13 protein-coding genes and 1 riboswitch are annotated in these 14,780 nt (G+C 71.3%); of the genes, 8 read left to right on the top strand and 5 right to left on the bottom strand.

From position 1 onward, the window contains the following. The first annotated feature begins 51 nt into the window (after nucleotides 1–51). Entirely contained in the window at nucleotides 52–1,116 is a 1,065-nt protein-coding gene (trpD, locus tag ACZ68L_RS35980) for an anthranilate phosphoribosyltransferase (protein WP_469585939.1), read from the top strand. An 83-nt stretch (nucleotides 1,117–1,199) separates the two neighbouring features. Continuing rightward, nucleotides 1,200–1,317, top strand: a riboswitch (SAM riboswitch). 174 nt (nucleotides 1,318–1,491) lie between these two features. Next, a complete protein-coding gene (locus ACZ68L_RS35975) occupies nucleotides 1,492–2,868 on the top strand; it encodes an aminotransferase class V-fold PLP-dependent enzyme (protein ID WP_469585937.1) in 1,377 nt (458 codons plus the stop codon). 81 nt (nucleotides 2,869–2,949) lie between these two features. On the opposite strand, the gene ACZ68L_RS35970 is transcribed toward ACZ68L_RS35975, so the two are convergent. Both ACZ68L_RS35970 and ACZ68L_RS35965 read right to left on the bottom strand, forming a co-directional pair. Then, nucleotides 2,950–3,231 carry an Lrp/AsnC family transcriptional regulator gene (locus ACZ68L_RS35970; RefSeq protein ID WP_469585934.1) on the bottom strand — a complete coding sequence of 94 codons (282 nt, stop codon included), beginning with the start codon at nucleotides 3,229–3,231 and terminating at the stop codon, nucleotides 2,950–2,952. Next, nucleotides 3,228–3,980 carry a rhomboid family intramembrane serine protease gene (locus tag ACZ68L_RS35965; protein WP_469585932.1) on the bottom strand — a complete coding sequence of 251 codons (753 nt, stop codon included), beginning with the start codon at nucleotides 3,978–3,980 and terminating at the stop codon, nucleotides 3,228–3,230. Before ACZ68L_RS35965 ends, ACZ68L_RS35970 begins: the two co-directional genes overlap by 4 nt. A gap of 165 nt (nucleotides 3,981–4,145) precedes the next feature. Between ACZ68L_RS35965 and ACZ68L_RS35960 the strand changes: the two genes are divergently transcribed. The 5 genes from ACZ68L_RS35960 to ACZ68L_RS35940 all read left to right on the top strand — a co-directional run bounded on the left by ACZ68L_RS35960 (nucleotide 4,146) and on the right by ACZ68L_RS35940 (nucleotide 9,632). After that, a complete protein-coding gene (locus ACZ68L_RS35960; protein ID WP_469585930.1) occupies nucleotides 4,146–4,388 on the top strand; it encodes a hypothetical protein in 243 nt (80 codons plus the stop codon). Between the two features lie 38 nt (nucleotides 4,389–4,426). Next, nucleotides 4,427–5,788, top strand: a complete 1,362-nt coding sequence (locus tag ACZ68L_RS35955) for an NYN domain-containing protein (RefSeq protein ID WP_469585928.1) — start codon at nucleotides 4,427–4,429, stop codon at nucleotides 5,786–5,788. Nucleotides 5,789–6,072: 284 nt separating this feature from the next. Then, nucleotides 6,073–7,101 carry a C40 family peptidase gene (locus tag ACZ68L_RS35950; protein ID WP_469585925.1) on the top strand — a complete coding sequence of 343 codons (1,029 nt, stop codon included), beginning with the start codon at nucleotides 6,073–6,075 and terminating at the stop codon, nucleotides 7,099–7,101. 237 nt (nucleotides 7,102–7,338) lie between these two features. Beyond that, on the top strand, nucleotides 7,339–8,370 hold the full coding sequence (locus ACZ68L_RS35945; protein ID WP_469585922.1) for a C40 family peptidase: 1,032 nt from the start codon (nucleotides 7,339–7,341) through the stop codon (nucleotides 8,368–8,370). A gap of 17 nt (nucleotides 8,371–8,387) precedes the next feature. Then, a complete protein-coding gene (locus ACZ68L_RS35940; protein ID WP_469585919.1) occupies nucleotides 8,388–9,632 on the top strand; it encodes a hypothetical protein in 1,245 nt (414 codons plus the stop codon). Between the two features lie 15 nt (nucleotides 9,633–9,647). Here the strand turns inward: ACZ68L_RS35940 and ACZ68L_RS35935 are convergent, their stop codons facing one another. Continuing rightward, nucleotides 9,648–10,898 (bottom strand): glycosyltransferase 87 family protein, encoded by a 1,251-nt coding sequence (locus ACZ68L_RS35935; protein WP_469585916.1) that lies wholly within the window; start codon nucleotides 10,896–10,898, stop codon nucleotides 9,648–9,650. A 106-nt stretch (nucleotides 10,899–11,004) separates the two neighbouring features. Between ACZ68L_RS35935 and ACZ68L_RS35930 the strand changes: the two genes are divergently transcribed. Continuing rightward, nucleotides 11,005–12,147, top strand: coding sequence for a glycosyltransferase family 4 protein (locus ACZ68L_RS35930; protein ID WP_469585913.1), 1,143 nt, complete (start codon nucleotides 11,005–11,007; stop codon nucleotides 12,145–12,147). Between the two features lie 21 nt (nucleotides 12,148–12,168). On the opposite strand, the gene ACZ68L_RS35925 is transcribed toward ACZ68L_RS35930, so the two are convergent. Beyond that, nucleotides 12,169–12,360, bottom strand: a complete 192-nt coding sequence (locus ACZ68L_RS35925) for a hypothetical protein (protein WP_469585911.1) — start codon at nucleotides 12,358–12,360, stop codon at nucleotides 12,169–12,171. 262 nt (nucleotides 12,361–12,622) lie between these two features. Then, nucleotides 12,623–14,419: an AMP-dependent synthetase/ligase gene (locus ACZ68L_RS35920; RefSeq protein WP_469585908.1), complete on the bottom strand. Its 1,797-nt coding sequence runs from the start codon at nucleotides 14,417–14,419 to the stop codon at nucleotides 12,623–12,625. Nucleotides 14,420–14,780: the final 361 nt, after the last annotated feature.

The raw sequence follows: 14,780 nt of genomic DNA, 5'->3' as shown, positions 1-14,780 counted from the left end.
CGATAGGGTGGGCTTACCCCTTTTTTCGGCTGTGGACCCCAGGAGCGGACCATGAACGTTGTGACCCCGGTCGGCGGCGACAGCGTGGCGGACCGCTCCTGGCCCGGCCTGCTGAACCCCCTGCTGCGCGGCGAGGACCTGACCGCGGACGACACCGCGTGGGCGATGGACCGCATCATGAGCGGCGAGGCGAGCGATGTGCAGATCGCCGGTTTCGCGGTGGCCCTGCGCGCCAAGGGTGAGACGGTCGACGAGGTGTCGGGCCTGGTGCGCGCGATGTACGAGCACGCCCACACCATCCACGTACCCGGTCGTACGGTCGACATCGTCGGCACCGGCGGCGACCTCGCCAAGACGGTCAACATCTCCACGATGTCGGCGATCGTCATCGCGGGCACCGGCGCCAAGGTCGTCAAGCACGGCAACCGGGCCTCCTCGTCGGCGAGCGGTTCCTCCGACGTGCTGGAGAAGCTCGGCGTCAACCTGGAGCTCAGCGCGCAGCGGGTCGTCGAGGTCGCCGAGGAAGCGGGCATCACCCTCTGCTTCGCGGTGAAGTTCCACCCCGCCCTGCGCTATGCGGCCAGGGCCCGCAAGGAGCTCGGTGCCCCGACGACGTTCAACATCCTGGGGCCGCTCACCAACCCGGCGAAGGTGCGCGCCCAGGCCATCGGCGTCGCCGACCTGCGCATGGCGCCCATCGTCGCCGGTGTCCTCGCCGAGCGCGGCAATTCGTCGCTGGTCTTCCGCGGTGACGACGGCCTGGACGAGCTGACGACGACCGCGACCTCGCGGGTCTGGGTGGTCCGGGACGGATCGGTGCGCGAGGAGGCGTTCGACCCGCGCGACGTCGGCCTGGAGCTGGTGCCGCCACAGGCGCTGCTCGGCGCCGACGCCTCGTACAACGCGGATGTGGCCCGCCGGGTGCTGGCCGGCGAGCAAGGGCCCGTACGGGAGGCCGTGCTGCTCAACTCGGCCGCGGCGCTGGTCGCGCTGGACCCGACGGGCGGCACGCTGAACGAGCAGATCGCCGCCGGGATCGAGAAGGCCGCGGAGTCCATCGACTCGGGAGCGGCCCGGCAGGCGCTGGAGCGCTGGGTGGCGGTCAGCAACGCCTGAGCGGACGGCATGTGACGCGGGGCGCGGTCCGGATCCTGGACCGCGCCTTGCGCGTTCTCCCGCGTATGGCAAGATGCTGGACAGGTCATGAGTGACAGCGACTACGGCCCCGGCCCGCTGTCCGGCAACCCTCCGTCCGTGGCGGGGTGCCCCGGGTGAAGACCAGGCCGTAGGCAGCGAGGTCTGCGGCAAGCGCGGGCCCCTCGGCATCTGTGAATGCCAACCCCCGGGGTCCTGGTCCCTAGGGAGTCTCTTGTGAGCACGCGAATGCGATAGGGCTTCTCAGCCCTCCTCCGCACCCCCTTTTCACTTTCCGCTGCGCTGCCGCGTATCCGTCGGCGCATGCAATTCGCCTGCCTGTTACGGGAGTTCGCCATGTCTGTCTTCACCGCTGCCGCCGACCAGTCGCTTTGTACCCCGCTGCCGGTTCTGGGCAAGGATGTAACGGTTCCGCTGGTAACGGGCGGTGAAGTCGCGTATGCCGCTCTCGACTACGCCGCCAGCGCCCCGGCCCTGCAGCGGGTCTGGGACGACGTCGCCGCGTACGCCCCGTACTACGGCAGCGTCCACCGCGGCGCCGGGTATCTCTCGCAGCTCTCCACGGATCTCTTCGAGAACAGCCGCGCGACCGTCGCGGAGTTCCTCGGCTGCCGCGCCGACGACCAGGTGATCTTCACCCGCTCGACCACCGACTCCCTCAATCTGCTGGCCGCCGTCGTGCCCGCCGACTGCGAGGTCTTCGTCTACGAGACCGAGCACCACGCCTCGCTGCTGCCGTGGCGTGACGCCCGGGTGACCTACCTCAACGCTCCGCGCACGCCCGCCCAGGCGGTCGAGACGCTGGAGCGGGCGCTCGCCGACCGTGAGCCCTACGGCCCCGCGCTGGTCTGCGTGACCGGTGCCTCCAACGTCACCGGTGAGCTGTGGCCGGTCAAGGAGCTGGCCGCCGCCGCGCACGCGCACGGCGCCCGGATCGTGCTGGACGCCGCGCAGCTCGCCCCGCACCACCCCGTCGACATCGCCGAGCTGGACGTCGACTGGGTGGCCTTCTCCGGACACAAGCTCTACGCGCCGTTCGGCTCGGGTGTGCTCGCGGGCCGGGCCGACTGGCTGCAGGACGCCGAGCCGTACCTGGCCGGCGGCGGCGCCTCCCGCAAGGTCGCCCGCCGTACCGACGGAGGGGTGGATGTCGAGTGGCACTCCACCGCGGCCCGCCACGAGGCCGGTTCCCCCAACGTCATCGGCGTGTACTCCATCGCCTCCGCCTGCAAGGCGCTCACCGAGGCGGGCTTCGACAAGCTCGTCGCCCGGGAGCAGCACCTCGTCGCCGCGGTCCGGGCCGGTCTCGCCGACGTCCCCGAGGTCAAGGTGCTCTCGCTGTTCGGCGACGACGCCCCGCGGGTCGGCGTGATCTCGTTCGTGGTGGAGGGATGGAACAGCTCGCACTTCGCCGCCGCACTCTCCGCCGAGTACGGCATCGGGGTCCGCGACGGCCTGTTCTGCGCCCATCCGCTGGTCCGCACCCTGCTCGGCAGCGACCCGCAGGAGGTCGGCGAGTGCGGCGCGCCGGAGACCGAGCCGGGCGAGCTCCCCCTGAACGCGATCCGGGTGAGCTTCGGCGCCGGGACGCCGGACGAGCACATCGAGCGCTTCGTCCGCGCGGTCGGGGAACTGGTGCGCAAGGGCGCTCAGTGGAAGTACCGCACCGAGGGCGGCCGCTGCGTCCCGGACCGGGGAGCGGCGCAGCTCTGACGGGTGCGTCACGCTTCGGCGGGGGACGGGCAGCCGAGTGGCCCGTCCCCCGCCGAAGCGTGACGCCGTAACAGGGGGTGTCTAGGCGTCGAGGCCGATGGCGAAGGCGGCCTCCAGGTCATGCTGCGAGTACGTACGGAAGGCCACGTGCGTGTCGGTGGCCTCGACGCCGGGGATCTTGCTGATCCGGCCGGGGATGACGTCCGCCAGGTTGTCGTGCTTGGCCACCCGGACCATGGCGATCAGGTCGTACGTACCGGTGACCGAGAAGACCTCGCTGACGCTGTCCAGCGCGGCGATGGCCTCGGCGATCTCGGGAATCCGGTCCACGCTGGTTTTGATGAGCACGATCGCGGTGATCACGGCTGGCTTTCTCCCTCGGTGGCCGTGGCTGGAGTCTTCACTCTATCCGTACGCCGATAACGTCCCCAGGCGTAGAGGAAGCCGAGGGCGAAGCCGACCACATGGGCCAGATAGGCCACACCGGGCCCTCCGCTGCCCGCGCTCTGGACCGCCAGCCACTGCAGGACGAACCAGAAGATCAGCACGATCCAGGCGGGGAAGCGCAGCGGCAGGAAGAAGAGGAACGGGAACAGGCTGGTGACCCGGGCCCTGGGGAACAGGTACAGGAAGGCCCCGAGCACCGCCGAGATCGCCCCTGACGCGCCGACGAGGGTCTGGTCGGACGTGGCGTGCGCGGCGGCGTAGGCGACCAGGGCGAGATAGCCGCACGCGAGGTAGAAGAAGGTGAACTCGGTACGGCCCATGCGCTCCTCGGCCATCGCCCCGAACACGTAGAGGAAGAGCATGTTGCCCAGCAGATGCAGCCAGCTGCCGTGCACGAAGAGGGCGGTGAGCGGGGTGAGCAGGGCGTGGGTGGAACCGTCCCACAGCTCGCTCGGGATCACGCCCCACCGTTCGAAGTACCCGGCCTGGGCGGCGAGCAGGGCGTCGGCGGTGGCGTAGGAGGAGTCGAAGCCGGAGAGCGGGCTGATCAGGAAGATCAGACAGCACAGGGCGATCAGGGCATAGGTCACCACCGGTCCGCGCGAGGTGACCGTCCGTAGGAGCCCGCTGGTCAACCCGGAGCCCGCAGCCCGCCGATCGATCATGAACAGAGCATGACGCAAGCGGAGGGAACGGGACAGAGCGCCTCGCCGTGTCGGGGTGACGCGGTGAGGCCGTAGGGTTACGGCAGGACATCCGCAGTTCGACGGTGCACCGCGAGATGCTTGAAGCAGGCAGCACGACGAGGCTCGACGAAAGAGGACGCAACGATGACGACGGTTCCCCGGATGACCGACGGGACCCGCTGGCGCTGCACGCTCTGCGGAAATCTCACGCGCTTCGATGTGACCCGCTCCTCCAAGGTTGTCGAATATGTCCATCTCGACCTGGCCGGGGAGTCCACCGTCGAGGAACGCGAGGTGGTCAGTGAGACCATCGAGTCGGTGCGCTGCCGTTGGTGCAACGCGGTGGACCAGATCGAACTGGTGGACAGGCCGGGTGCCGACTCCTGACGGAGCCGTGCGGAACAGACAATTTGGGGTGACGGATGGTGGAGCAGCCCGCTAGCGGCGCAGAGTCGGCCGAGGCGGCCGGCGACGCCGTCGAGGCGCTCGACCGCCCGCTGCCCGAAGGCGTACGGCGACGGGTCGTCGCGCTGGTCGCGGACGCGTTCGGCGGCCTGACGGTCACCGAACTCCCGGCTCAGCTGAGGCAGTACGCCCGCTTCACCCCGACCCGGCGCGCCAAGTTCGCCGGTAACGCCATGGCGGCCGCCCTGGAGGGCGACGCGCTGTTCCGGCAGCGCATCGGCGATCGGCTCAGGGAGGAGCAGCCGGAGCTGACCACGGCGCTGGAGGCCGGTGCGCCGCCCGCCGCCGCCGATCCCGTCGATGTGGCCGCCGCCGCCTATGTGCTGCGCCCGACGGGCTGGGTGAAGCTGGTCGCCGCCGCCGGCGAGGAGGCCCAGCGTGCCGACGCCGAGCGTGCCGACGAGGAGAGCCGCCGCGAACTGGAACGGCTGCGCGAGGAACTCGTCCACGCCCGCTCCCAGACGAAGAGCGAGACCGAGCGGCTCCGCGTCGAGCTGGACGCGGCCCGCAAGGAGGCCGAGTCGCTTCAGCGCAAACTGCGCAGTGCCGTCAACGACGTCAAGCGTGGCGAGGCCGCGTTGCGTCGCAGCCGGGCCGAGAGCGAGACCGTACGGTCCGAGGCGGCCGTCCAGGTCTCCGCGGCGGAGAGCGAGACCCGTCGGCTCAAGGCGCGGCTCGGTGAGGCCGAGGCGTCCGTCGAGGCGGGCCGCAGGGCAGCCAGGGAGGGCCGCTCGGTCGAGGACATGCGGCTGCGGCTGCTGCTGGACACCGTGCTGGACGCGGCCGGCGGGCTCCGTCGCGAACTGGCGCTGCCGCCCTCCTCGATCCGGCCCGCGGACGGGGTCGACGCGGTCGAGCCGGGCAGGATGTCGCCCAAGGACATTGCCGCCAGGGCCCTTTCGGAGACCGATCCGGCTCTGCTCGACCAGTTGCTCGCGCTGCCGCAGGCGCATCTGATCGTGGACGGCTACAACGTCACCAAGACCGGCTATCCGCAGCTGCCGCTGGAGAAGCAGCGGCTGAGGCTGCTGGGTGGTCTCGCGGTGCTCGCGGCGCAGACCGGTGCGGAGATGACCTGTGTCTTCGACGGGGCCGAACTGGCCGCCCCGGTCCTGCTCGCGCCGCCGCGGGGGGTCCGGGTGCTGTTCAGCAAGCCCGGTGTGACCGCCGATGAGCTCATCCGTCAACTGGCCCGCGCCGAACCGCCGGGCCGGCCCGTCGTGGTGGTCTCCACCGATCGCGAAGTGGCCGACGGCGTGGCGAAGGCGGGGGCCAGGCCCGTTGCGTCCGTCTTGCTCCTGAAGCGCCTTTCGCGCGTCTAGCGACGCTTGTCGGAACGCTGCGGAAATCAGGGAACGGACCGTCAAGTCACCGCTACACCCCGTGTGATGTGGGTAAAGAAGTACCTGGTGTGACGAGATTTTTCTGATGAGGATTTGAACTGATCACAAGTTGGTCACTAGGGTCGGGCTTCGAACCTTCGCACGGTTGATCACCCATCCGGGGTGACAGCGAAGGAACCGCCGAGTCCGTGACGTGCACGGAGCCGGGGATCCGAATCCCCCACAGCCCGGTAGGCGGCTCGAGGAAGAAGGAGCTCGCCTTCGTGGCGTCCCACCGTCGTCCCAAGCAGCCGAGCCGCGCCCGTGTGACCGTGCTCACCGCGACCGCCGCCGCGGCCGTGGCCCTGACCTCCCAGGCGGCCCACGCCGACCCGAAGCCCTCCAAGGGCGAGGTCAAGGCGGAGGTCGAGAAGCTCAACCACGAGGCCGGCGCGGCCAACGAGCAGTACTACGGCGCCAAGGAGAAGCAGAAGAAGCTGGAGAAGGAAGTCGGCGCGCTGCAGGACAAGGTGGCCCGCGGCCAGCAGGAGATCAACAATCTGCGCAACGGCCTCGGTTCGCTCGCCGCCGCGCAGTACCGCTCCGGTGGCATCGACCCGTCGGTGCAGCTCTTCCTCTCGTCCAACCCGGACACCTTCCTCGACGAGGCTTCGGCCCTCGACCAGTTGACGGCCAAGCAGACCGAGTCCCTGGAGAAGATCCAGGAGAAGCAGCGGGTCCTCGCGCAGGAGCGCAAGGAGGCCCAGGACAAGCTCGGCGACCTTGCGGACGTACGCAAGACGCTCGGTGAGAAGAAGAAGAAGCTCCAGGGCAAGCTGGCCGAGGCGCAGCGCCTGCTCAACACGCTGACCGAGGCCGAGCGTGCGAAGATGCGCGAGGACAACCAGCGCGCCAGCCGCGCCGCCGGCGACCGGGTCGACCTGGGCAACGAGGTCCCCGCCTCCGCCCGCGGCTCCGCGGCCCTCCAGGCCGCCGGCACCAAGGTGGGCAAGCCGTACGCCTCCGGCCACACCGGCCCCGACTCCTTCGACTGCTCCGGGCTGACCCAGTGGGCCTACGCCCAGGCCAACGTCAGCATCTCCCGGGTCACGTACACCCAGGTCAACGACGGCGCCCATATCGGGCGCGGCGCACTGAAGCCGGGCGACCTGGTCTTCTTCAACAACACCCAGCACGTGGGCCTCTACGCGGGCAACAACACCGTCCTGCACGCCCCGTACCCGGGCGCGTTCGTCCGCTACGAGTCGATGAACACCATGGGCAGCTTCCAGTTCGGCGTGCGCGTCGGCTGACGACGCCCGAACGGGCGAATTCCCGCGCCTGCGCAGACCGTCCGCCCCGCCGGAGACCACAGGTCACCGGCGGGGCGTCGTCGTTTCCGCCACCCTGCCGCCCGGCGCGGCCTTTGGTCGCTCCGTAACCGTCCGACTACTGTCTGCCTGCCGTGCAGCTCCCGGTCGTCGGTCCGCCCACCCCGGGCGGCAGGGGCTGCGCGCGTCTGCGTACAGCGGAAGGGAGTGCGGCGTCCTGTGGTGTCCCATCGCCGTTCCACACAGCCCGGCCTCAACCGGGGTGCCCGGGTCACTGTTCTGTCGGCCGCGGCGGCGACCGCGGCCGCCACGCTCGGGGCGGCCACCGCGAACGCCGACCCGCAGGACGGTCCCGGGGCCGCCAGGGCCACGGTCGACCGGCTGTACGGCGAGGCCGAGCGGGCCACCGAGCAGTACAACGAGGCCGGTGCGAACGTTGACCGGTTGCGCGGCGAGGTGAACCGGGCCCGGGACCGGGCGGCCCGGGGTCAGGAACGCCTCAACCGGATGCGGACGGCGCTCGGTTCGGTGGCGAGTGCGCAGTACCGCTCGGGCGGCCTCGACCCCTCACTCGCCCTGCTGCTCTCCTCCGATCCGGACAGCTACCTTGACCGGGCCGCCACACTGGAGCGCCTGACCGAGCGCCAGGCGACCGAGGTGCGGGAACTCCAGCAGACCCGGCGCCAACTCGTGCAGACCCGCGCGGAGGCCGACCGGGCGCTGGCCGAACTGGAACGGAGCCGGGCGGCCGCCACCCGCCACAAGCGCACCGTCGAACGTAAACTCGCCCAGGCCAAACAGCTGCTGGACGCGCTGCCCCGCGCCGACCGGGCGGCCTTCGAACGCGCCTCGCGCTCCGGGCACGACGACGTGTTTGCGGTGACGGCCGAGCTGCCGGCCGGCTCGGCACGGGCGGCCGTCGCCGTCATGGCGGTCCGCCGGGCACTGGGCCGCCCGTACATCTGGGGTGCCAACGGACCCGCCGGATTCGACTGTTCCGGGCTGATGCAGTGGGCGTACGCCCAAGCCGGGGTCAGCCTGCCGCGCACCTCGCAGGCCCAGCGGTACGCGGGACGCAGGGTGCCGCTCTCCGAGGCCCGCCCCGGCGACCTGGTCGCCTACCGCGCGGACGCCGGCCACATCGGAATGTACGTCGGAAACGGCCAGGTGATCCATGCCCCGTACCCGGGGGCCCCGGTGCGCTACGACCCCGTCGGCATGATGCCCGTCTCCTCGGTCACCCGCATCTGACCCGTACCCTCGACCGGGTGACCGACAGGCGGGGACGTATTGCGGGGCGGCGCACGACGGGAGTGCTGCTCGCCGGGCTGCTGCTCGCCTCCGCCTGCGCGGCCCCCGGTGACGACGGGGCCGCCCCGGAGTCCACCGCCCGAGGCGTCCGCGCCGTCCTGGACCGCCGCGCCGCCGCCGTCCTGCACCACGACACGGACGCCTATCTGGCCGCCGTGGACCCGAGGGCCACCGGGCTGCGCACGGCCCAGCGGCGGGAGCTGGACAACCTCGCGGACGTACCGCTGAGCTCATGGACGTACCTGCTGACCGACGTGAGGGAACAGGGCACCGACCGGGTCACCGCGGACGTCCGGCTGCGTTACCGGATCAAGGGTTACGACGCCGCCCCGGCCTCCGTGGACCGGGTGCTCGACCTGCGACGGGACCGGGCCGACGGCCGCTGGTACATCGTCGGCGACCGGGCGGGAGCGGACGGCGGCGGGCTGCTCTGGCAGCAGGGCGACGTCCGGGTGGTACGCGGACGGCACAGTCTCGTCCTCGGGGTCGGCCGCACGCAGGAGGAGCTGCGCCGGATCGCCCGGACCGCGGACCGCGCGGTGCCCGCCGTCTCCGGCGCGTGGCCGCGGGACTGGGCCGGGCGTGTGCTGGTGCTCGTACCGCACACCGTGGAGGACATGGCGGGGCTGCTGGGGTCGCCGGGGGCGAACTACCGGGGCATCGCGGCCGTCACCACCGGGCGGACCGGTGGTCCGGACCGGGCCCCCGCGGACCGGGTGATCGTCAATCCGCAGGCGTACGGCATGCTCGGCACCCTCGGACAGCGGGTCGTCCTCACCCACGAGATCACCCATGTCGCCACCCGCACCAGCACCTCCGCCGCGACCCCGACCTGGCTCTCCGAGGGTTTCGCCGACTGGGTGGCCTACCGCGCCGAGGGCCGTACGGCCGTACAGGCCGCGCCCGAGCTGGCCGCCGCCGTCCGGCGCGGCGAGCTGCCCGCCGGGCTCCCCACGGACGAGGACTTCGGCTTCGCGGGCGACTCCGCGCGCCTGGCGAAGGCGTACGAGGGCGGCTGGCTGGCCTGCGAGCTGATCGCCGACCACTGGGGCGAGGAGAAGCTGCTCGCGTTCTACCGCGCCGTCGGAGGGCACTCGGGGCGGGACGGGGCGGTGGAGCAGGCCATGCAGGAGGTGCTCGCCACGACCCCGCAGGACTTCACGGCACGGTGGCGGGAGTCCCTGCGCTCCCGGCTCGGCTGAGCGCGACGCACGGTTTCAGGAGCCGACGGGCTCCGCCTCCCGGCCGGTGTCCGGCCGGGAGGACGGTGCCTCGCGGCCGTCGCGCGGAGCCCCGGACACCGTCTGCCGCCACAGCCGTCGGCAGGCGATCAGCGTCGCCGCGACCAGGAGGCCGTTGCGCAGGAACACCAGCGTCACGCCCGTCGTGTCACCGGCCACCACGTGGACGAACCCGAACGGGAACTCCCACTGCGTCAGGCCCGTGGCGAGCAGCACCAGACCGGTCGGCAGCACTATCCGGCTGTCGCGGAAGACCAGGCAGACCGCCGCCAGGCCGACCAGCCACAGCATGTACTGAGGACTGATCACCCGGCTGGTGGTGGTGAACAGCAGCACCGCCGTGAACGCCGCGTCGGCCGGGGTGCTCACCCGGAAGTCGCGGGCCCGCAGCCGCCACACCAGCAGCCAGCCGAACGCGACGACGGACAGACCGAGGGCGAGCGTGCTCACCAGCGGCACATGCGGCCCCAGGAACTCCAGCGAGCCGTAGTGCAGATCCACCCGGCCCTGCCAGCCGAACCGCCGCCACACATGGAAGACCAGCGCCCCGAGCGACTCGACCTCGGTGCCCCGGTCGCGCTGGAAGCCGAGGAAGGCCAGCGCACCGGGCATCGCCAGGGTGCAGACCAGCAGCAGCCCGGCCGCCGTCACCGCCGCGGCCGTCCACGCCCGGCGCGTCCGGGGCCCACGCGGGGTACCGGCCAGGATCAGCACCGGCCACACCTTGAGCAGCGCACCGACGGCGGCCAGTGCCCCCAGCACCCTGGGGTGCCGCACCCCCGCCAGCAGCGCCGCCACCGCCACCGCCGTCACCATCACGTCGTAACGGGCGTACGCGGTCGTACCGAGCAGCGGAACCCCCGCCACCCACACCCAGGCGCCCGCCGCCCGCCGCCCGGTCCGGCGGCCCGCGTACAGCAGCAGCCCCAGCACCAGCCCGTCGCACAGGAATGCGAGGACGAAGAAGGCCGAGGCGTAGTCCAGGAAGGGCAGCAGAGCGGGGGAGAGGACCGCCAGCGCGGCGAGGGGCGGATACTGCCAGGTGACATCGGACCGGGGATACGTACCGCTCTTCAGGACCTCGGACCAGCCGTGGTAGATCACCGAGACGTCACTGGTCACGTCCGGGCCCGGCAGCGCGATCACCTTGGTGACGCAGAGCAGCAGCGCGACCCTGGTGAGGACCCACACCGCGAGAGCGGGCCGCGCGCCGGCCGATCCCGTCATGACCGCCTCATCCGTTCGTCGGTGGGTACTCGTACGAGGGGTCATGATGCCCGCCATGTCGGTGCGCGGGCCATTCCGACCCGAATGCCCGGTACTGTCGGACCGGATGGACAAGACCCTGATCGTGACCAACGACTTCCCGCCCCGCCCCGGTGGCATCCAGGCATTTCTGCACAATATGGCACTGCGCCTGGACCCCGGACAGATCGTCGTATATGCCTCCACCTGGAAGCGTGGCCCCGAAGGCGTCGCCGCCACCGCCGCCTTCGACGCGGAGCAGCCCTTCACCGTCGTCCGCGACCGCGCGACGATGCTGCTGCCGACCCCACGAGTCACCCGGCGCGCGGTGAACCTGCTGCGCATACACGGCTGCGGGTCCGTCTGGTTCGGCGCCGCGGCCCCGCTCGGGCTGATGGCACCGGCGCTGCGCAGGGCCGGCGCCCGTCGGCTGGTCGCCACCACGCACGGACACGAGGCGGGCTGGGCCCAGCTGCCCGCGGCCCGCCAACTGCTGGGCCGGATCGGCGAGACCACGGACACGATCACCTATCTGGGTGAGTACACCCGCTCCCGGATCGCCACCGCGCTCACCCCGGAGGCGGCGAGCCGCATGGTCCAGGTGCCGCCCGGCGTCGACGAGAAGACCTTCCACCCGGACTCCGGCGGGGACCTGATCAGGGCCCGGCTCGGACTCTCGGACCGGCCCGTCGTCGTCTGCGTGTCACGGCTCGTGCCGCGCAAGGGCCAGGACACGCTGATTCTCGCGATGCCCGCGATCCTGGCGCAGGTACCGGACGCGGTGCTGCTGATCGTCGGCGGCGGACCGTACGCCAAGGAGCTCAAGCGGCTGGCCGCCCGGACGGGGGTCGGTGACTCGGTGCGCTTCACCGGGCCGGTGCCGTGGGAGGAGCTGCCCGCCCACTGCGGCGCGGGCGATGTCTTCGCGATGCCGTGCCGCACCCGTCGCGGCGGCCTCGACGTGGAGGGCCTCGGCATCGTCTTCCTGGAGGCGTCCGCGACCGGTCTGCCGGTGGTGGCGGGCGATTCGGGCGGCGCGCCGGACGCCGTGCTCGACGGCGAGACCGGGTGGGTGGTGCGCGGCGGCTCCGTGGAGGAGTCGGCCGACCGGATCGTCACCCTGCTCCGCGACCCGGAGCTGCGGCGGCGGATGGGGGAGCGGGGGCGGGCCTGGGTCGAGGAGAAGTGGCGCTGGGACCTGCTGGCCGAGAGGCTCAAGGCGCTGCTCTGAGGCAGCTCCGGCCGGTTCCGTTCAGGCCCGCCCGAACCGGCCCCGTCCGGTGAGCGGTGGTGTTCCCGTACCGCGGCCGGACAGCGGTGTCGCTGTCCGGCCGGTGGAGGCGGCGGTGTCCCAGCCGCAGCTGCCCCAGCCCATGCGTCCGCCGTCGGCGTCGGCGCCTGCCTGTCCGTCCGGACCGCTGTTGACCGTGCCCCCGTACTTCACGCACTTGCCCGCGGCGCTGCCCCGGATCGGCCGGCCGCGATGGCCGCGGCCTGGGCCGTGGCGGACACCGCCACGAAGGCGGAGACGGCCGTGGTCATGATGGGGCCGGCCCGCTTGAAGGCAACACGCAGGGGAGTCCCCCTGAACGGTGGATCAGTGGTGTGATCCAGACCCTTGCGCCGGCCGATGCGCGACACAAGGTCGTTTTCCGGCCAAGGGATATCGGCTTCGGTGTGCGGCCCGCGGTTGCGGCAACCGGCCGTCAGCCCCGGTAGATCGCCTCGATCTCGTCCGCGAAGTCCTTCGCCACCACATTCCGCTTCAGCTTCAGTGACGGCGTGATGTGGCCCGCCTCCTCGGTGAACTGAGAGGCCAGGACGCGGAACTTGCGCACCGACTCCGCCTTGGACACCGCCGCGTTCCCGTCGTCCACCGCCCGCTGTACCTCGGCGAGCAGCTCCGGGTCCTCGCGCAGCGACGCGGCCGTCGAACCGGCCGGCTTGCCGTGCTCGTCGGCCCAGCGGCCCAGGAACTCCTCGTCCAGCGTGACCAGCGCGCCCACGAACGGCCGGCCGTCACCGACCACCATGCACTCGGCGACCAGGGCGTGCCCGCGGATGCGGTCCTCGATCACCGCCGGAGCGACGTTCTTGCCGCCCGCCGTGACGATGATCTCCTTCTTGCGGCCGGTGATCGCGAGATAGCCGTCCTCGTCGAGCGTGCCGATGTCGCCCGTGTGGAACCAGCCGTCGGCCAGCGCCTCGGCCGTCGCCGTCTCGTTGTTCCAGTAGCCGGTGAACAGGTGCTCGCCGTGCAGCAGCACCTCGCCGTCGTCGGCGATCCGGACGACCGAGCCGGGCAGCGGCTGACCGACCGTACCGATCTTCTGCCGGTCCCACGGGTTGAAGGCGGTGGCCGCGCAGGTCTCGGTGAGGCCGTAGCCCTCCAGGACGGTGAAGCCGATACCGCGGTAGAAGTGGCCGAGCCGCTCGCCCAGCGGTGCGCCGCCGGAGATCGCGTACTCGCCGCGTCCGCCGAGCACGGCCCGCAGCTTGCCGTAGACCAGCCGGTCGAAGAGCTTGTGCTTGAACCTCATGCCCATGGACGGGCCCTGGGGAGTGCTCAGCGCGCGGCTGTAGGCGATCGCCGTGCTCGCGGCCCGGTCGAAGATCCCGCCCTTGCCGTCGGCCTGCGCCTTGGCACGCGCCGCGTTGTAGACCTTCTCGAAGACGCGCGGAACACCGAGGATCAGCGTCGGCCGGAACGAGGCCAGTTCATCGGTGAGGTTCTTGATGTCCGGCACGCAGCCGAGCTTGATCGGGGCCATCACCGAGGCCACCTCGACCAGCCGTCCGAAGACATGCGCGGCGGGCAGGAAGAGCAGCACCGAGCACTCGCCGGTACGGAAGAGGGGCTTCAGCCGTTCCACCACATTGCCGCACTCCGCGAAGAAGCTGCGGTGCGTGAGCACGCAGCCCTTCGGGCGGCCGGTGGTGCCCGAGGTGTAGACGATGGTGGCCGGGTCGTCCGCCTTGGCGCTCACCATCCGCAGGTCCAGGGCCGCGTCCGAGATGTCCTCGCCGATCGCCGACAGGGCGCGGACCGCGTCGTCGTCGATCCGCCAGATGCCCTTCAGGGCCGGCAGATCCGCTTGGACCGAGACCACGGAGGCCTGGTGCGCCTCGGACTCCACGACGCACAGGGTGGTACCGGAGTCACCGAGGATCCACTGGATCTGTTCGGGCGAGCTCGTCTCGTACACCGGCACGGTGACCGCGCCGGCGCTCCAGATCGCGAAGTCGAACAGGACCCACTCGTAGCGCGTACGGGAGAGCAGGGCCACCCGGTCGCCCGCTTCGATCCCCGCAGCCATCAGACCCTTGGCGACGCCTCTGACCTCGGCCAGGAACTGTGCGGCGTCGACATCGGCCCACCCGCCCGCCACCTTGCGGCTCATCACCGCGACGTCCGGATGCTGAGCGGCGTTGCGGCGGATGAGATCCGTCAGGTTGCCGTCCGAGGGGACCTCGTACAGGGCCGGAAGGCTGAACTCGCGCAAGACTGCTGCTCCTCATCGGGCTCCGGTGCCACGGCTCTGTGTGACGCACCGGCTGCGGTCCAAGAATGGCAAGTGCTCAGTGGGGGTGAGCACGACTGGACTGCCCGGACGTTACCCACCAGTACTCGGTTCCCGATAGGGGGTTCTGGCCAGATGTCTTATGCGTCACATACAACCGTGATCCTTGGGCGCACAGTAGTCCACCGCCGTGACGACCCGGAGGTCGTCGCAGGTCCGGCGGCCTCTATCCAGGTGGCCGGCGGAGTCCTAGTAGGGCTTGGTCAGGTTGGTGCGAGTGCTGGTATGTCGCGGTGGCAGGTGGGGCAGGCGCCGGTCCAGGCTGCGAGCAGTAGCTGCAGTT

The sequence above is a fragment of the Streptomyces sp. NPDC104309 genome (assembly GCF_055584025.1).
Note: the sequence above shows the minus strand (reverse complement) of the source record. Positions and strands in the feature narration are given on the sequence as shown.